This window comes from Oribacterium sp. P6A1, assembly GCF_000702885.1.
Lineage (GTDB): Bacteria > Bacillota > Clostridia > Lachnospirales > Lachnospiraceae > Oribacterium.
Window position 1 is genome coordinate 15,618 of the sequence record NZ_JNKO01000025.1, and the last position, 22,012, is coordinate 37,629.

General features: G+C 44.6%; 17 protein-coding genes. 11 read left to right on the forward strand and 6 right to left on the reverse strand.

The features are described 5' to 3' along the window. Positions 1-32: 32 nt before the first annotated feature. From T515_RS12975 to murI, 6 genes are all read right to left on the reverse strand, one after another. Positions 33-443: a response regulator gene (locus T515_RS12975; protein ID WP_051671724.1), complete on the reverse strand. Its 411-nt coding sequence runs from the start codon at positions 441-443 to the stop codon at positions 33-35. Positions 444-473: 30 nt separating this feature from the next. Next, entirely contained in the window at positions 474-3,773 is a 3,300-nt protein-coding gene (locus tag T515_RS16805) for an ATP-binding protein (protein WP_051671725.1), read from the reverse strand. A 187-nt stretch (positions 3,774-3,960) separates the two neighbouring features. After that, on the reverse strand, positions 3,961-4,443 hold the full coding sequence (gene smpB, locus T515_RS12985) for an SsrA-binding protein SmpB (protein WP_036611969.1): 483 nt from the start codon (positions 4,441-4,443) through the stop codon (positions 3,961-3,963). Beyond that, positions 4,436-6,631, reverse strand: coding sequence for a ribonuclease R (gene rnr / locus T515_RS12990; protein ID WP_051671726.1), 2,196 nt, complete (start codon positions 6,629-6,631; stop codon positions 4,436-4,438). The genes smpB and rnr overlap by 8 nt, the downstream gene beginning before the upstream one ends. 157 nt (positions 6,632-6,788) lie before the next feature. Further along, on the reverse strand, positions 6,789-7,016 hold the full coding sequence (secG, locus tag T515_RS12995) for a preprotein translocase subunit SecG (protein ID WP_036611971.1): 228 nt from the start codon (positions 7,014-7,016) through the stop codon (positions 6,789-6,791). A gap of 222 nt (positions 7,017-7,238) precedes the next feature. Continuing rightward, entirely contained in the window at positions 7,239-8,063 is an 825-nt protein-coding gene (gene murI / locus T515_RS13000) for a glutamate racemase (protein WP_036611973.1), read from the reverse strand. 290 nt (positions 8,064-8,353) lie between these two features. Between murI and hprK the strand changes: the two genes are divergently transcribed. The 11 genes from hprK to lysS all read left to right on the forward strand — a co-directional run. Beyond that, complete coding sequence (gene hprK, locus T515_RS13005) at positions 8,354-9,292, forward strand: HPr(Ser) kinase/phosphatase (protein ID WP_036611975.1); 939 nt, start codon at positions 8,354-8,356, stop codon at positions 9,290-9,292. Between the two features lie 147 nt (positions 9,293-9,439). Beyond that, positions 9,440-10,345 (forward strand): UDP-N-acetylmuramate dehydrogenase, encoded by a 906-nt coding sequence (gene murB, locus T515_RS13010; RefSeq protein ID WP_036611976.1) that lies wholly within the window; start codon positions 9,440-9,442, stop codon positions 10,343-10,345. After that, entirely contained in the window at positions 10,330-11,196 is an 867-nt protein-coding gene (gene rapZ / locus T515_RS13015) for an RNase adapter RapZ (protein WP_036611978.1), read from the forward strand. The genes murB and rapZ overlap by 16 nt, the downstream gene beginning before the upstream one ends. Positions 11,197-11,366: 170 nt before the next feature. Further along, entirely contained in the window at positions 11,367-12,065 is a 699-nt protein-coding gene (gene whiA / locus T515_RS13020) for a DNA-binding protein WhiA (RefSeq protein WP_036611980.1), read from the forward strand. Positions 12,066-12,148: 83 nt separating this feature from the next. Beyond that, positions 12,149-12,409 carry an HPr family phosphocarrier protein gene (locus T515_RS13025; protein ID WP_036611982.1) on the forward strand — a complete coding sequence of 87 codons (261 nt, stop codon included), beginning with the start codon at positions 12,149-12,151 and terminating at the stop codon, positions 12,407-12,409. 302 nt (positions 12,410-12,711) lie between these two features. Then, on the forward strand, positions 12,712-16,197 hold the full coding sequence (locus tag T515_RS13030; protein WP_036611984.1) for a DNA polymerase III subunit alpha: 3,486 nt from the start codon (positions 12,712-12,714) through the stop codon (positions 16,195-16,197). 212 nt (positions 16,198-16,409) lie between these two features. After that, entirely contained in the window at positions 16,410-17,387 is a 978-nt protein-coding gene (gene pfkA, locus T515_RS13035) for a 6-phosphofructokinase (RefSeq protein ID WP_036611986.1), read from the forward strand. 428 nt (positions 17,388-17,815) lie between these two features. After that, positions 17,816-18,439 carry a DUF6145 family protein gene (locus T515_RS16810; protein ID WP_051671728.1) on the forward strand — a complete coding sequence of 208 codons (624 nt, stop codon included), beginning with the start codon at positions 17,816-17,818 and terminating at the stop codon, positions 18,437-18,439. A gap of 33 nt (positions 18,440-18,472) precedes the next feature. Next, entirely contained in the window at positions 18,473-19,432 is a 960-nt protein-coding gene (gene dusB / locus T515_RS13045; RefSeq protein WP_330372677.1) for a tRNA dihydrouridine synthase DusB, read from the forward strand. 332 nt (positions 19,433-19,764) lie between these two features. After that, positions 19,765-20,259: a transcription elongation factor GreA gene (greA, locus tag T515_RS13050; RefSeq protein WP_036611991.1), complete on the forward strand. Its 495-nt coding sequence runs from the start codon at positions 19,765-19,767 to the stop codon at positions 20,257-20,259. Between the two features lie 266 nt (positions 20,260-20,525). Next, a partial coding sequence (gene lysS / locus T515_RS13055) for a lysine--tRNA ligase (protein WP_036611993.1) occupies positions 20,526-22,012 on the forward strand: 1,487 nt, incomplete at its 3' end.

Below are 22,012 nucleotides of genomic sequence, written 5' to 3' on the forward strand. Positions count from 1 at the left end.
GTGAATGAACACCTGCGTAGATACACCTGCGCTCATGATTCCCGGTCTGTTTGTGCTGCCTGAGCCTGTTTTTTGAAGAAAGCATTAACAGTCTCAGTGATCTTTATAAGAGAAGTTGATTTCAGCACATAACCTGCAGGACCCAGCTTCAGAACCTCCATAACGCTTTCCGTATCATTGGCACCTGTCAGGAAGATGACAGGAATATCACGGAGTTCAGGATCGTCATGCATGATATAGAAAACCTCACGCCCGGATTTGACAGGCATCATATAATCAAGCAGGATAAGATCAGGTTTATTCTTCTTCAGGTATGCCAGTGCCTGATCACCGTTTTTTGCCATAGCTATACGGTAATGCTGCATCAGGGCACCATGCAGCATCTTTATGTACATAATATCATCATCTACCAACAGAACTAATTTTCGATCGTCATTAGCCATATATTTCCCCTAATTAATTATGATTAAAATTTAAAAGTCTGCGATGAGACTCTGGACCTTGTCCCAATCGAGGTCCTCAAGTGCATTCTTTACTTCCGTAAGAGTTGTTTTCATCTTATTGGATACAGACTGTGCTGTAAGGAAGTCAACAAGCTTTTCACAGGAATCAAAATCAAATTCATCAGCCTTTTGCTTCAGGACAACAAAGGCCTTTGACATCTCCTCCGCATTAAGTTTACGGATTTCTCCAACACGTCCGATTGGGTCATTACTCATATCCTTTGATTCTCCTCCCGATTTAATGGTAATTATATCTATGGATTCTTTAGCTTTGTTGTTGTCAGAAACTGATGCTCCGGTATTTGACTGGTCTGAAACCGGAGAGGTTAAAGATGATCCCGAAGAGACACTTTGCACGGAAGTTTCTTTTTCATGGAACAGTTTCAAAGCAGGAGCCAGTTTTTCATAAATAGCGGAGAGACCTGAAACAAAAACAGGCATATTTTCTTCAATCAAATCAAAATTACTTGATTTTCCGGCCTTTTCCAGTACTTCTGCCAGCCTGCTCAGTTGATTTGCTCCGATGACCCGGGAAGTACTCTTTATGGAATGAACCAAAAGTATGTATCCGTCCAGATCTTCCAGGCTCTTATATTGATTAAATTTGTCCAGCTGCTTCGGAATATTTTCCACAAAACCGATAAGCGCTTTTTGATATGTTATGAAATCACCGCAGTACTTGATGCCGGCAATGATATCAACTCCTGCTATATTTGGAAGGGAACCAAGATCATCAAGGTTTGTGCTTGCACTGTTCATATGCAGCACGTCCTTCACAGAAGTTGTAGCAGAATCATCCTTTTCAACAATCTGTACTTTATCCTTTGGTAAATATTGTATCAGCTTTGATTCCAAATAGGTAGGAGATATAGGCTTGGAAAGATAATCTATAAATCCTTCCTCTATATACATATTTCTCGCGCCGGATATGGCATTGGCAGTGAGCGCTATCACGGGAACAGTTTTTGTCCAGTCCTGATCAAGATCTCTTATGGAGTGGAAAGTCTCTATTCCGTTTAAACCGGGCATCAGGTGATCCATGAAGATCAAATCATAACGGTTCTTTTTGCAAAGGTCAAGTGCTTCCTGACCGCCTGATGCTTCTGTTATATTAAGCTCTGTTTTTTTGAGCAATGACTTGAAAACGAACCTGTTGACTTCAACATCATCCACAACCAGTACATTTGCACCTGGAGCCTTAAAAGATTCGTGATAATGGTTGTTTTTGATTATTTCACTTTCATAATTTGCTTTATGTGAAGCTACAGTAGCCCAATCCCTGACATTTATTTTGATTGTGAAATAAAAATCCGATCCCACTCCGTATTCGGACACAAATTCCAGTTTGCTGTCATGCATATTGAGAAGCCTTTGAACTATGGAAAGACCCAGTCCGCTTCCCTGGGTTGTGCGATGATTCTGTTCGTCAAAGCGCTCAAAATCGATGAACATTCTCTTCTGGTCTTCCGGTTTCACGCCTATACCGGTATCTTTTATGTGTACAGTAAGATACTCTGATGTGTCATCAATTTTTTCAAAGTCCAAAGAAAATGTCACAGTGCCCTTATCTGTGTACTTGGCTGCATTGGATATTAGATTTGCGATGATCTGTTTCAGCATGACCTCATCAAAATGAAGCTGATAAGGCATATCATCATTCACTATAACTTCAAATCTCAGATTTTTCTTCTCGCAGTAATGCTGGGCTATCTGCACAAGATCCAAAATCAGCTTGAACAAGTCAAAGTCCACTGGAATAGGACTCATCTTTCCCGCCTCAATCTTGGAGAAATCCAGGATATTGTTTACTATGTTGAGAAGCATGCTTCCGGAGTTTGCAATATTTCCGGCATACTCAAGAATCTGAGGATCTGATGATTCCCGAAGGACCATTTCATTCATACCGATGATGGCATTTATGGGAGTACGAATCTCATGGGACATTCTGGAAAGGAATTCGGTTTTTGCCATATTTGCCTGGTCGGCTTTAATGGCCATGTCATTTAGATCCAGAGATGTTTTTTCAAGGTAAGTGACCAGCCTTTCAGAGAGAGGCACAAGGCCGTTTGACCTTGGTTCCTGACCTGCCTGAAAATTTGTACGGGGCATGGAATCGGTAATGGGACCTTCACGCATGGCGACAGCTACGATGGATCCTGCCAGAAAACCGCCGTATCCGTTGTATTTATAGATTTCACCGGAGCCGTGGGCATAGGTAGCCTGAGGAAGTATACGGGTCAGATTATCGATTTCGGAAATATAGCGATCCCTGAGGAGCATAAAACGGCTTACACAAATGAAGGAAAACATTGCTTCGGGAACAAATTCCTGCATCCTGATACTAAGAAGTTCGGATTCTCTGATGAGTTCTCTTGGATTTCCGTAGCCTATCTGAACCTTTTCCCCTTCTTTTATATCTCCGTAATAGTAGAATTCTCCGTTGTCGCCGCAAAAAAAGGGTATACGAACATAAGGAATTCCGTCTCGTTCCAGAACTATGGGGAATTCATTTATGTTCATCATATTATAACCGTCGATGTCGGCATCAAGATAGTACTTATACAGATCCTTCACCGGAGTGTCATCCAGCATCTCAAGGCAGGTGTCGCCTACACGCATCTGAATATTATCGTTCACGTGAGCAGTAAAGGTTTTGCCCAGAGGCTTCCACCCGAGACATGCATCAATTTGTATATTCAGATCTTCACCGTAGAATGCAACTACAGCAAGACCGTACTTGACTGTATCATCGGTAAAGGCAAATGGAAGTACGTTCCTGGAAAAATCATCCATATGGGTGCTGGCGAGACTTCCGAAAAACGGAACATGGGAAAGTCCCTCGGAGACATCCTCGATTATTTTGGAGATGCCGATGGAGTATCCCGCGGGATACAATGCCACGCCCTTAAGATGTGTACCGGAACGAAGGATTCTGTTTAGCTCTGCAGAGCCTTCTTCCTCACTTATTTCGGTGAAGTCATAAAGAAAAGTTTCCAAATGACCGGAATGGAAGAACATAAAGCTCAGAAGAACAGAAGGATCATTGTTTATTTCCCGGGCACCGAAAAGAGAAATGCCCGCAGTTTTTATCCCCGGAAAAGCGGAGCTAATAAGAGAAAGCATCTCTTTTAAATCGTCCTCAGGAATCCGTGTTGTGTATAACTGAACAAATGATTCCACGGTATTGGAATAGAACCCCTTGAGGTCAAAGTTATCAACTATTTTTTTTATATCATTGATATCGCGAGCTATAAAAGTTTTCTGATACATAAGACTCCGCCAATAAACAGTACTATCCTTAATCTCAGTTGCATACGTAAATGATATCGGCGAAACAGATATACAAGATAACAAAAAAACCATATGTTTTAAACATATCCTGCTATCTTTTCAGAGATACAGGGGAGTATGTTAAACCATATGGTTATCAGTAATTATTTAAGTTTTTCCGGCCACATCAGACTCTGAGATTTGATCCCTTAAAATCTCTTTCCAGCTCGCGCTTCTGCTGTTTCTTGGCAAGATCCGCACGCTTATCATACAGCTTCTTACCGCGGCAGAGACCGATTTCCACCTTCACAAGAGATTTTCTGAAATAAACCCTCAGCGGAACAAGGGCGTAACCCTGCTCCTTCAGCTTGCCCACCAGCTTGTTGATCTCATATTTGTGCATAAGAAGCTTACGGTCCCTGAGAGCGTCCTTGTTGAAGATATTACCCTTTTCGTAGGGATTTATATGCATTCCGAGAATATAGACCTCGGCGTTTCTTATACTGCAGTAAGCCTCCTTGATAGAACATTGGCCCATTCTCAGAGACTTTACTTCAGTGCCTGCAAGTTCTATGCCGCACTCAAAGGTCTCGTCAACAAAGTAATCGTGGTATGCCTTTTTGTTGTTGGCGATCAGTTTTGTGCCTTCTTCTTTTCCGTAATTAGCCATAAGTTACCTCATTTTGTACAGGATCTGTGTCCGGTTTTACAATCTGAAAATCTATAGTTCTGGTGAGCTTGTCGGCTCTCAGAGCTCTTACATGGACCTTGTCTCCAAGTCTGTAGACCTTGCCTGTGCGTTCTCCCACAAGCTCATACTTATCCTCGTGGAATACGAAATAATCGCTGTCCATAATTCTAAGAGATACCATGCCCTCAACAGTATTTGGAAGCTCCACGTAAAGTCCGTAATTGGTAATGCCTGAAACCACACCGTCGAACTCCTCGTCGATATGGTGCATCATCCATTCACATTCCTTGAGCTTGTCTGTCTCCCTCTCGGCCTCGTCAGCACGCCTTTCCAGGGTAGAAGAGCGGTCTGCAACCCCGGGAAGAAGATTACGATAATGCTCAAGGCGGCGGTTCTTAAGCTCGCCTCTCAAATCTTCCTTGATTATACGATGAATCTGAAGATCCGGATATCTTCTTATAGGAGAAGTGAAGTGACAGTAGTACTTTGCGGCGAGTCCGAAATGACCGCTGCATTCGGTTGAATAGCGGGCCTGCTTCATTGACCTCAGGGTCATGGTCTTTATGATAGGCTCCTCCGGCGTACCCTCTATGGACTCAAGAAGCTTCTGCACTTCCTTTGGCCTAATGCTTTCCTCGTCACGCATCCTTATGAAATGACCGAAATTGGACACCGCAAGACTGAGTGCCGTGAACTTTTCGGGATCCGGCTTCTCATGAACTCTGTAAACAAAGGGGATCTGCTGCCAGAAGAAATCCTCTGCCACAGTTTCATTGGCTGCCAGCATGAAGTCCTCGATCAGCATGTGTGCTTCGTTACGGATGTAGGGAAGGATCTCGGTGACCTTGCCTCTTTCGTCCAAAAGGATCTTTGTCTCCGGGAAATCAAAATCAATTCCGCCACGCTCATGACGTTTTTTACGGAGGATCTTTGACAGCTCGTACATCCTTTCAAGCATCTCCTTATAAGGAAGATAGGTGGAAAGGTCCTCTCCGTTTGTGAGCTCAGCTCCTGTCAGGATGGAATGAACACCGTTGTAGGTCATTCGTTTGTTTGATCTGATGACTGATTCGCAGATCTCGTGATCCAGAAGCTTTCCGCTCTTGTCGAAATCCATGATGCAGGTAAGGGCCAGTCTGTCCTCTCCTTCGTTGAGAGAGCAGATGCCGTTGCAAAGGACTCTCGGAAGCATGGGAATGACTCTGTCGGTGAGGTATACGGAAGTGCCTCTGTTGAGAGCCTCCTGATCGATGAGAGAGTGCTCTGTTACATACTGGGTAACATCTGCGATGTGAACATACAGTTTGTAAACACCGGTATTCTCATCGAAGTTTAATGATATGGCATCGTCCAGATCCTTTGCATCCTCACCGTCGATGGTGACAGTGGTGAGATTTCTGAAATCGTGACTGCTTCTTTCAGCGATAATGTTCTCCGGTACACTTTCCGGAACAGATTCCGCTGCCTTCATGATGTCCTTTGGAAATGTTTCCGGCAGCCCGTAAGCGCGAACGATAGAGAGGATATCCACGCCGGGATCATTGACATGACCAAGTATCTCCTTGATGATGCCTTCCGGCTTGTGGTGAGCGTCTCCGTAGTTCAGGATCTTTACAACTACCTTGTGACCGTTCACGGCACGCATGTCCTTGCCCTGAGGGATGAAGATATCCTTTAGTATCCTCTGGTTATCGGGCTCTACAAAGCCCACAGATTTATTTTTGCGGTAAATACCGACTATTTCCTTGTTGGCATGCTCGAGAATCTGGGTGATGTGACCTTCCGAACGATGGCTTCCGTCACCGTTTTTTGTGATAATGATTCTGACCTTATCACCGTCAAGGGCCTGACCGATGTAATCCTCCGGAATAAAAATATCCTCCTCATCCTCATGACCTTCGAGACTAACGAAACCAAAGCCTCTCTGGTTGGCAGTAAATGTACCTACATGAGTGAAGTTCTCGGTACGGCCGTATTTGCCTTTCTGGGAAATGCCTATCTTTCCGGTGGCCACCAGTTTGTCCAGAACCTCCTGGAGAGCGGCACGCTCGGCCTTGGGTATGCCGATAAGATTGGCCATTTCCTTTGCTTTCATGGGCTGGTAGATTTTATCCTTTACGAGATCTACAATCAGCTTGGAAAGCTTTTCCTTCTGATAATCTTCCATAAATAAAAAAACTCCTTGTCCGGACATATAGTCCGTCGAAATGGGGTGGTGTGATATAGAATCGTTACGCGTTAGGCGCTTTCACAATTATATCAAAAAACACCTGCATACATTGTATGCAGGTGTTGAGCAAATGTCATTAAATTAATACTTTAATTTACCAGATGATATCAAGGATAAGTGCAACAACAAAGAATGCAACTGCTGCAAACTTTGTGAACTTCTCAAGACCACCCTCGATAGAACGACCCTTGTTCTTGGACCAGTAAGACTCAGCCATACCGGAAATTGCACCAAGACCTGCGCTCTTTCCTTCCTGCATAAGAATGATAGCAGAAAGAGCTACACCAATAAGACAAAATATAATAACAAGTGCGATTTTCATAAATCCTCACCACCTTACAAACAATATAATTTGAAATACCGTAGTACTATAACATGACAAAACTATAAATGCAAGGAGATTTATGATTAGCGACGATCAACATGTCCTGAAATTTTTGGGCCGGAGTGAATTCATTTAGGACCGGGGCGCTTTGGCTTTACGTTCATATATGGAGCCACTCCGGCTCTTGATACTGATTAACTACATTTAATAAAAGACTTTTCATTTTTCTGGTGAATAGTCAAAGGGCAGATTCAGGAGTCTCTCGGCCAGTGCAGTAGGAGATGTCTCTTTTGATGTTGAGAACAGCTGTATGCTGCCGTCAGCAGAGCTGTCATTCAGAAGGCCCGCTTCCGTAAGCCTTCTTTTAGTCTCGCGGGATGTACCGTATGCCCCGTCATAGAATGTCACATCATATCCCAGTGCCTCCCGGATCTTTTTCATGGCAAATGGGAAGTGGGTGCATCCCAGAACTACGCTGTCTACGATTTTGCCCTCGCCGCCGTCTTGTGCACTTCTGAAAGGTTTAAGAAGCTCTTTGAGATAATTGAGCATCTCCTCTGAATCTTCTTTTCCGGCTTCCACCAGTGGAACGATACCCGGAGCTGCCACAGCGTTAATGTCAGCATCATCGGAAAATCGTCCTATAAGATGATGGAGACGCTCTCCGTGAATGGTTGCGCTGGTGGCCAGAACAAGTACATGAGGGTGAGCAGTCTCTGACTTGTCTACGGCAGGCTTCACAGCAGGTTCCATGGCAACGATTATGGTATCGGGATACTTTTCTCTCAGATAAGTTGCAGCAGCTGATGTTGCGGTGTTGCAGGCAATAACAATGGCTTTCGCCCCGTGTTCAAATAAAAATTTAATGTTGTTATCGCACATTTCCTTTATGCGGGTTTCACTTTTTTCTCCGTAGGGGGCGTTTATGCTGTCCCCGAAAAAAATATAATTCTCATTTGGCATGTCGTGTTTGAGAACACGAAGTACCGAAATCCCACCGACTCCTGAGTCAAATACTCCGATGGGAGATGATTTTGAAATCATTTTGTAACTCCGAAAAACTAATATTTTACTGCTTTAGTACCGAAATTATGATGCGGGTGTTATGCAGCAGTGTATGTACAGCATAGAACCATTTTCAATGGAAATCAAGTTTATGGAATGGTATGACGGGAAGCTTTAAAAAGCTTTACAAGGCAAATGTCAGATTCTTCAGGGAATTAAACGGATAAACCATTTGCCTCAGACATCGTCATATCCTACAGTCAGTTGATTTTTTCTCTTAGGCTAAATATACTTATATTAACTATGTTTCTACAGAATGGAGGCTCATTATGACTAGTGTAGACAAGGTCAGTGTAAGTGAACTTATTAAGAAGGAAAAACTTATAAATCTCACACCTGATGTGAGTACCGACGATAAATTTATCAACATTCCAAATGTAAACCGTCCGGCGCTTCAGCTCACAGGTTTCTTTGATCAGTTCGATTCCGAGCGTGTACAGATCATCGGAAATGTTGAAAATGCTTATCTTATGACATTTGAGGCTCCGCAGCGCCGTGCCAAGTATGATGCCATCACAAGATATAATATGCCTTGCATCATTTATGCCAGAAACATTGAACCTGACAGCTGCATGATAGACGCATGCCGTGCTGCACAGATTCCGCTTCTCCAGTCACCGAGACCCACAACAGAGCTTGAAGCTGAGATCATCGGATGGCTTAAAGTCAAGATGGCTCCTATGATCTCCGTTCACGGAGTTCTCGTAGATGTTTACGGTGAAGGTGTTCTCATTATGGGAGATTCCGGAATCGGTAAGTCTGAGGCAGCTCTTGAACTCATTAAGCGCGGACACAGACTGGTTTCCGATGACGTTGTGGAAATCAGAAAAGTCAGTGATGAGACACTGGTAGGATCAGCGCCTGATATAACCAAGCATTTTATCGAGCTTCGAGGCATTGGCATCATAGACGTAATGCAGATGTTCGGTGTAGAGTGCGTTATGGACACTCAGAATATAAACATGGTTATCAAGCTTGCGGAGTGGTCAAAGGACAAGGATTACGACAGACTTGGACTCAAGGATAACTATACAGAATTTCTTGGAAACAAAGTTATATGCTATGATATTCCGGTTCGCCCCGGACGTAATATCGCCATCATAGTTGAATGTGCTGCAGTAAACAACCGTGCAAAGAAGATGGGTTACAATGCGGCTCAGGTGCTTTATGACAGAGTTACAGCCAATATGAAGGCGAATGAAGAATGATGATGAGATGAATCCATAGCTTTTTATCGTTCGTATTAAGGCTCCGGTCATATGTACCGGATGGATTTCAGAAATATATCTATAATAAGAATCGGAGGTTGTCCCATATATGACTTCCTCCGATATTTTCTCTGATTTGGAGGTTTTGTGAAAGTATTAAAAAATGAACCCCTGGACAAACATACCAGTTTCAGGGTTGGCGGTCCGGCAAAGGTTTACGTGGTTCCTGAGGATGAGTACGAGCTTCAGAAGCTCATAGAGTTCTTACACTCAGAGAAGCTTTTATACAATATAATAGGAAACGGTACAAATTTACTGGTGAGCGACGAGGGGGTCGATTCCATAGTTATAGAAATCGGAAAGGCTCTTGACGGAATTGAATTTGTGAGCGGCAGGGGAAATGCAGAATGTGCAGATGCTGATGGAATCTACCGCATCAGAGCTCTCGCCGGAACATCTCTCGGTAAGACAGCCCAGTTTGCCGCAAGTCACAGCCTTACAGGTATGGAGGCCTTAAGAGGTATTCCGGGAACTGTAGGCGGCGCAGTGACCATGAACGCCGGAGCTTACGGTACAGAGATGTGTGACGTTCTCGAATCCGTGGAGGTCATCACAAGGGACGGAAAGATAAAGAAACTTGCCGCAGCAGATCTAAAGCTTGGATACCGGTACAGCATAGTTCCCGAGGAGGGGTATATTGTGGCGGCAGCAACATTTGCACTTAAAAAGGGTGACAAAAAAGCCATAGAAGCAGAGATGGCGGATTACCAGCAGAGACGTAAGGATAAGCAGCCCATAGAGAAATTTTCTGCAGGATCCACCTTCAAGAGACCCGAGGGCCACTTCGCAGGAAAACTTATCGAGGATTGCGGACTCCGGGGCTTCAGACATGGGGGAGCGCAGGTTAGTGAAAAGCACTGCGGCTTTGTGATCAATGACGGAACTGCAAGAGCAGCCGATATTTTCTGGCTTATAGGAGAGATCCGCAAAAGAGTTCTTATGGAGCAGGGCGTGGAGCTAACTCCGGAGGTCAAATTATGGGGAAACTTCTGATAGTTACCGGCATGAGCGGCGCCGGAAAGACCATAGCTTTAAAATCTCTCGAAGATATGGGGTATTACTGTGTTGACAATCTTCCCATACCACTGGTTGAAAAGTTTGCAGAGCTCATTACTGACGGCAACGAGCAGATAACCAAGGCAGCACTGGGTATAGATGTGCGTTCGGGAAAAGACCTGCCTCTTCTTAAGGAGATATTTGATGATTGGGACATAAAGGGCAATGTTGATTATGATGTTCTTTTTCTCAATGCCTCCGACGAGACTCTCATCAAGAGATTCAAGGAAACGAGACGCGCTCATCCTCTCAGCAAGGACGGACGTGTGGAGACCGGAATCGAAGCAGAGAGACAGGAAATGGGATGGCTAAAGGATAATGCTGATTTCATCATCGATACCTCACATCTTCTTACAAAAGAGCTCAGAAAGCAGATAGCAAACATCTTTGAGGAGAATCGTGCCTATGAGAATCTGCAGGTGACGATACTCAGTTTTGGCTTCAAATACGGAATTCCGGATGATGCGGATCTTCTCTTTGATGTGAGATTTCTGCCGAATCCGTACTATGTTCCCGAACTAAAGACCCATACGGGACTTGATCAGGACGTGAGGGATTTCGTAAAAAAGGATGGGACGGCGGAAGAATTTCTGATAAAGTTGCATGATATGATAAGCTTTCTGATTCCTCATTATATAGAGGAAGGAAAAAATCAGCTGGTTATAGGAATCGGATGCACCGGCGGAAAGCATCGATCGGTCACCATAGCATGTCTTCTTTATGAAAGGCTGAAAAAAAACGCGGACTATGGCTTGCGGCTTGATCACAGAGACATCAGTCTGCGGTGACTCTATAAAAATTTCTTATACTGAAAGCTGTTTCGCTATAAGAAGTTTGTATGGACGGCTGCTTTTGATCGCAAACAGCAAAAAGTGTTGATAAAGCGAAAAATGTTCAACAAAATACGGTAGGCTTCAAAGAGTTATTATAATACTTTTATATAATGCCCGGAGGTTTTATGGCACAAGGGTCAAAATCTAAGGTGTCTTTTTCAAGCAGGGTAAAGGATGAGTTGAGGAAAAAAGACTTTACAGCTTATGAAAAAGTTATTAATATTGGAAACGTCGATTCACGTGATTTTGAGACTCGTTCTTATGTCAGAGAGCGCTTTTTGAATTCCGGGTCGGTTACTGATCCCAAGAAGGATTATCATCTGGAGTTTGTATGCGACGGAGCAGAAGATGCAGACCGCGTTTCGGTGGAACTCCGAACCTTCGGGCTGGAACCGAGAATCATGGATCGCAACGGCCATCTGGTGGTGTACTTAAAGGATGCTTCACAGATTTCCGATGTTCTTAACCTGATGGGTGCGGTTGACGGACTCATGGAATTTGAGAACACGCGTATCCTGAAGGAAGTCAGCGAGAAAGTAAATCGCCGTGTGAATTGTGAAACTGCTAACCTTCAGAGGACAGTTTCCGCGGGAATACGGCAGATTGAAGATATAGAATTGATTGAGAAAGAACTGGGGCTTCGTAAGATAGACCCGGGACTGCGAGAGATAGCTGAGAAGCGGTTAGAGGATCCCAATGCTTCCCTGGCTGAACTTGCAGAACGTCTGAGTGAACCGATTGGAAAGAGCGGGGCCAATCATCGTATGAGGAAGCTGGCAAGTATTGCCGATGAGTTACGTAAAAAAACCGCAAGGGGAGTATAAAAAAGAAGTTGAGTTTTTTGTTGGTTAGCAATGCGAAGGTATTTTCATTGCGGACATTTAGCTGATCTTCATGGAGGACAATGATGAAGGACACAAACGTGGTAGTTAACTTACCAAAAAAATCTGATGACCATCCGGTTGCTATGCTTGTACAGATCGCAAGCAGATATGAGTCACGTATTTACATGGCAGACGGTCCGAGAAAAGTAAACGCAAAGTCTATTATGGGTATGATGGCACTTGGTATCAACAACGGTCAGGAGCTTGTTGTATCTGCAGAGGGTTCTGATGAGAATGATGCAGTAGAGGCTATCTCAGAGTATCTGCGCGGTGAAGCAGTTTAATTGACATATAGATTTATACATGATATTCAGGCAGTCGCTTCAGGCGGCTGCCTTTTTGTGTTGGCTGACAATGGAATATCATGTATACATGGATATGCATTTTTCGGCCAACGTGAATATATATTTAAGAACATATATTCTAAAATTTGATTCTGTGTGTTATGATTAGATAAGTGTCATGACTGGCGGCGGATTCCGCAGAAATCCGGCATATAGCACCGGCCATCGCGAAGCGAATGCAGATGGGCAGGTATTCCCGAAGAGCACGCAGTTTTTTGATATTTTGTATTAAGGAGTTTCAGATGGCTTTTACACATTTACATGTTCATACATCATATAGTCTTTTGGATGGTGCCGGCAGGATACCGGAGATGGTGGAAAGATGCAGGGAACTGGGTATGGATTCCATGGCTATCACAGATCATGGAGTTATGTATGGCGTCATAGATTTTTATAAAGAAGCAAAGAAACAGGGCATCAAGCCCATACTTGGCTGCGAGATCTACCTGACCTCCGGTTCCAGATTCGACAGAGAAATAGTAAAAGGCGATGACAGGTATTATCATCTGGTGCTTCTTGCGGAGAATGATACGGGCTATGCGAATCTTATGAAGATAGTTTCTGCAGGATTTACAGACGGTTACTACTATAAGCCCCGTGTGGACTATGAGATTCTTAGTATGTACCATGAGGGAATCATAGCTCTTTCTGCATGTCTTGCCGGAGAAGTGTCCAAAAATCTTGCCAGAAGCATGTACGACGAGGCAAAGGCAGCGGCTCTTCATTATCAGAGTATCTTCGGGGAAGGGAACTTCTTCCTGGAGCTTCAGGATCATGGATTTCCGGAGCAGAAGCGTGTCAATGCCGGTCTCCTGCAGCTTCATGAAGAGACTGGTATTCCTCTTGTTGCCACAAATGATATCCACTATACCTTCAAGACTGACGCAGAGGCACATGACATCCTTCTATGCCTTCAGACAGGAAAAAAGGTGGCGGATGAGAACCGTATGCGTTATCCGGGAGGGCAGTTTTACATAAAGTCAGAGGAAGAGATGCGGTCGCTGTTCCCCTACGCAGCAGAAGCGCTGGATAATACCCATAAAATAGCCGAGAGATGTAATGTTGATATAGAGTTCGGACATTATCATCTGCCAAAGTATGAGGTTCCGGAGGGATATACTTCCCTTAGTTATCTCACAGAGCTTTGTGAGAACGGGCTTAAGGAACGTTACGGTGAGGAAGCGGAAAAACACAGAGAACGTCTTCAGTATGAGCTTGATACCATCACATCCATGGGATTTGTGGATTACTTCCTTATAGTCTGGGATTATATTCATTTTGCGAAAACCCACGATATATCTGTTGGTCCGGGAAGAGGGTCTGCGGCAGGTTCCATAGTTGCCTACGCCATAGGCATTACCGACATAGACCCTATGCGCTACAGCCTGATCTTCGAGCGTTTCCTGAATCCTGAACGTGTTACCATGCCCGATGTGGACGTGGACTTTGAGTATGAGAGACGTCAGGAGGTCATTGATTACGTAACAGAGAAGTATGGAAAGGACAATGTCACCCAGATCGTCACCTTCGGTACACTGGCGGCAAAGGGCGTTATCAGAGATGTGGGACGTGTTCTTGATATACCTTACGCAAAATGCGATCTGATAGCTAAACTGGTTCCCAATGAGCTTAATATGACTCTGGACAAGGCTCTGGAGCTGAGCCCTGACCTTAAAAAGATGTACGAGTCTGATGAAGAGACCTATCGTATCATCACCATGAGTAAGAGACTGGAGGGACTTCCGAGACATAGTTCCATGCATGCTGCGGGAGTGGTTATCTCTGGTCAGCCTGTTGTGAACTATGTGCCGCTTTCCAGAGGATCGGATGGTTCCATTACAACCCAGTTCACCATGACGACCATTGAGGAGCTGGGACTTCTCAAGATGGATTTCCTCGGTCTTCGTACCCTGACGGTTATAAAGGACGCCATCAGATTCGCAAATCAGTCTCACGGCATCAATCTCACTGTAGACAATATGGATTACAACGATCCTAAGGTTTACCAGATGATATCTGCCGGAAAATGCGAGGGCGTGTTCCAGCTGGAATCTGCGGGAATGAAAAACTTCATGAAGGAGTTACGGCCGGAGAATATTGAGGATATCATAGCCGGCGTTGCACTCTACAGACCGGGTCCCATGGATTTTATTCCCAAATATATAAAGGGAAAGCGTAATCCGGGACTCATCACCTATGACTGTCCTGAGATAAAGCCTATCCTTGAGAACACATATGGATGTATTGTTTATCAGGAGCAGGTAATGCAGATAGTCCGGGATCTTGCGGGTTACTCCATGGGGCGTTCTGATCTGGTTCGCCGTGCCATGAGTAAGAAGAAGGCTTCTGTCATGGAAAAGGAGAGGCAGAATTTCGTTTACGGCAATAAAGAGGAGGGCATCCCGGGATGTATCGCCAAAGGAATTGATGAAGCAACTGCCAATCGGATCTATGATGAGATGATAGATTTCGCCAAGTATGCCTTTAACAAGTCTCATGCCGCCTGCTATGCAGTTGTGGCTTATCAGACCGCATATCTCCGCTGCTACTATCCGGCAGAATTTTTTGCTGCACTTATGACATCTTTTATGGATAATCAGGGAAAAACTGCCGAATATATAGATGTGGTGAAATCCTTTGGCATAAACATCCTTCCGCCGGACGTGAATACGGCAGAGATTGGCTTCTCTGTCAGCGACGGTTCCATCAGATACGGACTCAGCGCCGTAAAAGGTGTAGGCCGAAGCGCAGCTCTTCAGATAATCAATGAACGAAAACTTCACGGCCCCTTCAAGGATTTTGAAGATTTCGTCATGAGAGTGACGGAGAAAGGCATTAACAGACGTGCCATCGAGTATTTTGTCCAGGCCGGGGGCACCGACAGCATGAAGGGCAACCGAAGAGAGAAGATTGCCATGACTCCCATGATCATCGACAGCAAGGCCAAGGAAAAGGTGAATTCCATGGCCGGACAGATGACTCTCGCGGATCTTCTGGGAGAGGATAACAAGGAAGCGGCTGAATTCCGTATTACCATGCCAAAGCTTACTGAATTCACCAAGGGAGAGCTTCTTCAGTTTGAGAAGGAGGCTCTCGGATTCTATCTCAGCGGTCATCCTCTGGATGAGTACAGTGATGTTATAAAGGCCAATGTCTCTGCGTCAAGCTTTGACTTCCGAAGGGATCCTGAATCCGGAAATGTCAATCTCAGAAACAAACAGAGAGTCACCATCGGAGGTATCATAACCGAGGTTAAGACCAAGATTACATCCAAACAGCAGAAGCAGATGGCTTTCATACAGCTCGAAGACATGGTGGGAACAGTGGAGGTAGTTGTATTCCCCAATGTATTTGAGATAAAGCGTTCACTTCTTACTGAGGACAGAAAGGTATTTATTTACGGTTACGTGGACGGCACCGGTGACGGAGACAGTAAACTGATTGCAGACAATATTTACGGCTTTGAGGAAGCACCCAAAGAGCTGTGGCTGCAGTTTGAATCCAAGGACAGTTTTCTTAGTCTCAGGGAAAAAGTAGGCAGGGTCATATATGAACATCAGGGGTCTGATTTTGTTTCGATTTATCTCAGACAGGAAAAGGCAGTGAAAAATCTCAACCGCGATCAGGCGGTTCATGTGAATGATTCACTACTAAAAGAGTTTGAGTACTTACTTGGTGAAAAAAATGTCAAAGTTACATACAAAGTATTGAAAAAAGTACAAAATTAAACTATTATATAGACTCAGTTTGAAATACTTTGATAAGGCATTTCTGCGGTAAAAAAGCATGTGTGTCATGTCATATATGAATGTCAGAAGCTTCTGCATTCATTATATTCCGAAGGGTAAAGTCAGACTTTCGGATGAGTTATACTTTGATTTCAAATGTCGCCATACGGCTATTATTAGGGAGAAACTAGACAAAAAGTGGAGGAATAACTATGGCTGCAAAATCTGTAAAAACAATAGGCGTTTTAACATCAGGTGGTGATGCGCCGGGAATGAACGCCTGCGTTCGTTCTGTTGTAAGAACCGCTATTCATGAGGGACTTAAGGTTAAAGGTATCATGAGAGGTTATGCAGGCCTTCTTCAGGAGGAGATCGTTGATATGGATACAACATCCGTATCCGATACCATCAGCCATGGAGGAACTATATTATATACAGCAAGATGCATGGAATTCACAACACCTGAGGGCCAGCAGCGCGGAGCTGAGATCTGCAGAAAGCACGGAATCGACGGTATAGTAGTTGTCGGCGGTGACGGTTCTTTCCGCGGAGCAGGAAAGCTTTCGGCATTAGGCATTAACACCATCGGTGTTCCGGGTACCATCGATCTCGATATCGCATGTTCAGACTATACCATCGGTTTTGATACTGCTATCAATACAGCTATGGATGCTATCGACAAGCTGAGAGATACTTCCACATCTCACGAGCGTTGTTCCATCATCGAGGTTATGGGAAGAAGAGCAGGTTACATCGCTCTCTGGTGCGGTGTTGCCAACGGTGCCGAGGAGATCCTCATTCCTGAGCGTTACGACGGTGACGAGCAGGCTATCATCAATCGTATCATCGAGGCCCGTAAGAGAGGAAAGAAGCATTATATCATCATCAATGCAGAAGGTATCGGCCACAGTGCATCTATGGCTAAGCGTATCGAGGCTGCAACAGGTATCGAGACAAGAGCTACCATCCTTGGACATATCCAGCGTGGCGGTTCACCGACCTGTAAGGATCGTTACTATGCATCTATGATGGGCGCAAAGGCTGCAGAGCTTCTCTGCGAAGGAAAGTCAAACCGCGTAGTTGCATACAAGAACGGTGAGTTCGTGGATTTCGACATCCAGGAAGCACTTCAGATGAAGAAGGATATTCCTGAGGAGCAGTACAGAATCGCAAATCTTCTTGTAAGATAATGACGGCTGTATCTGAATGGGATGGATCAGATAAGGAATAGATTAAATATGATAGGGATGTGGTGAGTATATTTACTTCACCGCATCCTTTTTATTATCAGGACTTCCCGCGTGAGTTGCGCCCTCATGGGAGGCTTTTGATATTCCGGCTCACCGATGGGACAAGTATTATTTGATCATCTTTTTATTTGCACACAATTGATAATTGTGTTATCATGCGCGTTACGGTGAACGGTGACAGGGATGGAACTGATACTCATGAAATGTAAAGGTTTCTGAACGCAATCAAGGAAAAAGCGTTCAGAAATCTTTTTAGCAGGATGATTTTTGACTAAAGTCAAAAAACACATATATGGAAATCGAATTCCCTGGGGATCCGATATCCTGTGAAAATGGGTATGAGTTCGATATGATATGGAGGTAAAGCTATGTTAAAAAATGTAAATTCAAGCCTCGAAGGCAATAATGTGGTACTTTGTGCGGCTAATTCATATAATCAGAAATTTTTCATGAATCCGGAGTACAACAATCTTCCGGAGGATGTACTTAAAGAGCTTAAGATAATCTCTGTGGAGTATACGGAAGAGATCGGCGGAATCTTCCTTATGGAGTTCAATGCTGACAACAAGCTGGTGCTTAAGTCAATGCATGAGGACGGGGATGTGATGTTTGATGAGGACAACTCAAGAAAGAAGATTGACAGCATCGCCGAGAAGTACGAGGCACTTTTCACAAAGCTTGAGACCTACTATTCAGCTATTCAGGCTCTTCATGGCAATGTAAGAAGAGGCGATGGAGAGGTGGAGATTACGGATGAGGACAGAAATGCCGAGCCCGGGGCCAACAATCCTGAGGGAATCGCCGAGGTAAGAAGAGCAACCTTAGAGGAGCTTAATGCTTCAGATGAGGACTCAGAGGAGTACCCGGACAGAGGCGTTGTCACAGAGGAGGAGCAGGGCTCCATCCGAATGACAGGCTCCTGGGACATGCCGGTTCACCCGGATGATCCCGACGCCGAGAACACAGCATATCATACGCTATTTGGGGAATGATCCTCATTTCGAAGAAATAATGAAAGAATAATAATGAAAATTGGAAACATTGAACTGAAAAACAACGTGGTGATGGCGCCCATGGCGGGGGTTACAGACCTCCCTTTCAGAACACTGGTACATGAAATGGGTGCCGGACTCACCACAACAGAGATGGTCAGCGCAAAGGCCATTCTTTATAAGAATAAAAATACGGAAGAGCTTATGAAAAGGGATGGTGACGGAACTCCGGTTGCGGTTCAGCTTTTTGGCTCGGATCCTGAAATAATGTCGGATATCGCCCATCAGATAGAGGACAGATTTGACATGATAGATGTGAACATGGGATGTCCTGTGGGAAAGATCGTAAACAACCATGAGGGCAGTGATCTTATGAATCATCCTGACCTTGCCTATGATATATTGAGCCGGATGGTGAAAAAGTGCCATGTCCCCATAACTGTGAAGTTCAGAAAGGGCTTCATGAAGGAGGATGATACTGCAGTCGAATTCGCAAAGATGGCAGAAAGTGCCGGTGTATCCGCTGTGACTATTCATGGAAGAACCCGTTCTCAAATGTACGCAGGAAAGGCAGACTGGGACGTTATAAGACGTGTAAAGGAAGCTGTTAAGATACCGGTATTCGGTAACGGAGACATTTTTGAACCCGAAGATGCAAAGAGAATGCTTGATGAGACAGGCTGCGACGGTGTGGCTATCGCGAGAGGCGCCCAGGGCAATCCGTGGCTCTTCAGGAGGACGGTACACCTCATTGAAACAGGAGAACTTCTTCCGAAACCTGAACTTAAAGAAATCATAGATATGATCCACAGACACACAGAGCTGATGCGGGAAATAAAGGGTGAGTTCACAACTATACGTGAGATGAGAAAGCACATTTCATGGTATACGGAAGGACTTCCAAACTCATCCCGTCTGAGAGCTCAGGTAAATACTGCGGAGAGCATTGAAAAACTCTATGAGCTGGTTGACAAACTACTTATTAATGTATAAAATCAGCATTTGTAAAATCGCAAGGTAAAGGTGTAATATTGCGCCTAAAAGCCGAAATTTTAACATCTAAGTTACCGGAGTTGTGGTTTTACAGGCACTGTGGATGAGCATAGCAGAGATTAACAGGCATTATCCGGTGCATAGGGATTCAGAATTTTCACGCATCGAGGATGTGTTGAGAACGTAGGCATTGGCCGAGGCATATGAGAGGGATACAAAAATTTCTGATGCATCAAAGATTTTTGCATTCTGATCATTTAAGATATGACCGGGATATGGGTAGACCGCCCCGGGTATAATCAGTTTTTTATGTGAAAGGAGCTATGGCAAACATGGCAGAGGAGCAGACAGTAAAGAAAAACTTACTCACACGTGCAGGTCTCAAGAAGTATGAGGAAGAGCTTCATGATCTTAAGGTAAACCGCAGACAGGAGATCGCTGCAAAGATCAAGGAAGCAAGAGAGCAGGGCGATCTTTCAGAGAATGCCGAGTATGATGCAGCGAAGGATGAGCAGCGTGATATTGAGGCCAGAATCGTTGAGCTTGAGACACTTCTCAAGAATGTAGAGGTTGTAGACGATACTGTTGAGGGTGAGATCAATGTAGGTTGCCGCGTTGTTCTTCTTGATGAGGAGTTTGACGAGGAAGTTACATACTATATCGTAGGTTCTTCAGAGGCAAACAGCCTTGCAGGAAAGATCTCAAACGAGTCTCCTGTAGGACATGCTCTTCTTCATCATAAAGCAGGTGATGAGGTAGAGGTTGAGACTGATGCAGGTCTTCTCAAGTTCAAGGTACTTGAGGTAGCTCGTCACGAGGCTGAGTAATTTCATTAGTCTTTTTTGCGAGTCATAATGTCTGAAATTCCCCAAGGAACGATGGTGGTTTTCTGCGAAGAAGCAGAGCCTTGGGATTCCGGAGATTAAAGTAGATAATATAATATAGTCAAGTTTTAATATCTGACGGCTGGGTGAATGTGGCCCGGCCGTCTTCATTAGCATAAAGCGGAGTGCAGGTTTAAACGACCTGCATTTAGGAAGAACAGGCACATGGTTCTTCATGTGCGGATTTCATATCAAAGAGGGAGAGAAACATGGCAGAGAATCAGCAGAACAATCAGCAGAACAATCAGCCTGTTGAGGATACAAATCACATCGTACAGGCTCGTCGCGACAAGCTTGCAGAGCTTCAGGCAGCAGGACAGGATCCGTTTGAAATCACAAAGTTCGAGCAGACACATCATTCAGAGGAGATCAGAGAGAATTTCGAGACTCTTGAGAATCAGCATGTGGCTATCGCAGGACGTATCATGCTGAAGCGTGTCATGGGTAAGGCTTCATTCGTACACCTTCAGGACAAGCAGGGCAGAATCCAGGCTTATGTAGCTCGTGACGGTATCGGCGAGGATGAGTACAAGGCATTCAAGAAGCTTGATATCGGCGATATCATCGGTATCGAGGGTTATGTATTCAAGACAAAGACAGGCGAGACATCTGTTCATGCAGAGAAGCTTACTCTTCTTTCAAAGTCTCTCTATCCACTTCCTGAGAAGTTCCACGGAATCCAGGACACTGACACAAGATACAGACAGAGATACGTTGACCTCATCATGAGCGAGGAATCAAAGAAGGTATTTATCAAGCGTTCACAGATCATCAGTGAGATCCGTAACTTCCTTGCAGGACGTGATTTCATGGAAGTTGAGACTCCTATGCTTGTTTCCAATGCCGGCGGTGCAGCAGCACGTCCATTCGAGACACATTATAATGCTCTTAATGAGGACGTTAAGCTTCGTATTTCTCTTGAGCTTTACCTTAAGAGACTTATAATCGGTGGGCTTGAGAGAGTATTCGAGATCGGCCGTGTATTCCGTAACGAGGGTGTTGATACACGTCACAACCCTGAGTTTACACTTATGGAGCTTTATCAGGCATACACAGACTACAATGGTATGATGGAGCTTACAGAGTCCATGTTCCGTTACCTTGCCGAGAAGGTTTGCGGTACAACAACCATCACATATCAGGGCACAGAGATCGACCTTGGAAAGCCATTCCGTCGTCTGACCATGACAGAGGCTATCAAGGAGGAGACAGGTATCGACTTCGATACAGTTAAGGATCTTGAGGAGGCTCGTGAGCTTGCAAGGAAGAACCACATCGAGTTTGAGGATCACCACAAGATCGGTGATATCGAGAACCTCTTCTTCGAGACATTCTGCGAGGAGAAGATGATACAGCCTACATTCATCATGGATCACCCTGTTGAGATCTCACCTCTTACAAAGAAGAAGCCATCAGACCCTTCAAAGGTTGAGCGTTTCGAGCTTTACATCTACGGACGTGAGATGTGTAATGCTTACTCAGAGCTTAACGATCCTATCGATCAGAGAGAGCGTTTCAAGGCTCAGGATGCACTTGCTGAGGCAGGTGACGAGGAAGCCAACCATACAGATGAGGACTTCCTTCACGCTATGGAGATCGGTATGCCGCCTACCGGTGGTATAGGATATGGCATTGACAGACTTGTTATGCTGTTGACAGATAGTGCTGCCATCAGAGATGTCCTGCTCTTCCCGAC

What these genes read in the sequence shown, in the direction of transcription:
- T515_RS13030 (WP_036611984.1), top strand. Translation starts at nt 12,712, where the DNA reads ATGGCTTTTACACATTTACATGTTCATACATCATATAGTCTTTTGGAT.
- pfkA (WP_036611986.1), top strand. Translation starts at nt 16,410, where the DNA reads ATGGCTGCAAAATCTGTAAAAACAATAGGCGTTTTAACATCAGGTGGT.
- whiA (WP_036611980.1), top strand. Translation starts at nt 11,367, where the DNA reads ATGGCACAAGGGTCAAAATCTAAGGTGTCTTTTTCAAGCAGGGTAAAG.
- murI (WP_036611973.1), bottom strand. Translation starts at nt 8,063, where the DNA reads ATGATTTCAAAATCATCTCCCATCGGAGTATTTGACTCAGGAGTCGGT.
- greA (WP_036611991.1), top strand. Translation starts at nt 19,765, where the DNA reads ATGGCAGAGGAGCAGACAGTAAAGAAAAACTTACTCACACGTGCAGGT.
- secG (WP_036611971.1), bottom strand. Translation starts at nt 7,016, where the DNA reads ATGAAAATCGCACTTGTTATTATATTTTGTCTTATTGGTGTAGCTCTT.
- hprK (WP_036611975.1), top strand. Translation starts at nt 8,354, where the DNA reads ATGACTAGTGTAGACAAGGTCAGTGTAAGTGAACTTATTAAGAAGGAA.
- T515_RS16810 (WP_051671728.1), top strand. Translation starts at nt 17,816, where the DNA reads ATGTTAAAAAATGTAAATTCAAGCCTCGAAGGCAATAATGTGGTACTT.
- rapZ (WP_036611978.1), top strand. Translation starts at nt 10,330, where the DNA reads ATGGGGAAACTTCTGATAGTTACCGGCATGAGCGGCGCCGGAAAGACC.
- T515_RS16805 (WP_051671725.1), bottom strand. Translation starts at nt 3,773, where the DNA reads ATGTATCAGAAAACTTTTATAGCTCGCGATATCAATGATATAAAAAAA.
- rnr (WP_051671726.1), bottom strand. Translation starts at nt 6,631, where the DNA reads ATGGAAGATTATCAGAAGGAAAAGCTTTCCAAGCTGATTGTAGATCTC.
- T515_RS13025 (WP_036611982.1), top strand. Translation starts at nt 12,149, where the DNA reads ATGAAGGACACAAACGTGGTAGTTAACTTACCAAAAAAATCTGATGAC.
- dusB (WP_330372677.1), top strand. Translation starts at nt 18,473, where the DNA reads ATGAAAATTGGAAACATTGAACTGAAAAACAACGTGGTGATGGCGCCC.
- T515_RS12975 (WP_051671724.1), bottom strand. Translation starts at nt 443, where the DNA reads ATGGCTAATGACGATCGAAAATTAGTTCTGTTGGTAGATGATGATATT.
- smpB (WP_036611969.1), bottom strand. Translation starts at nt 4,443, where the DNA reads ATGGCTAATTACGGAAAAGAAGAAGGCACAAAACTGATCGCCAACAAC.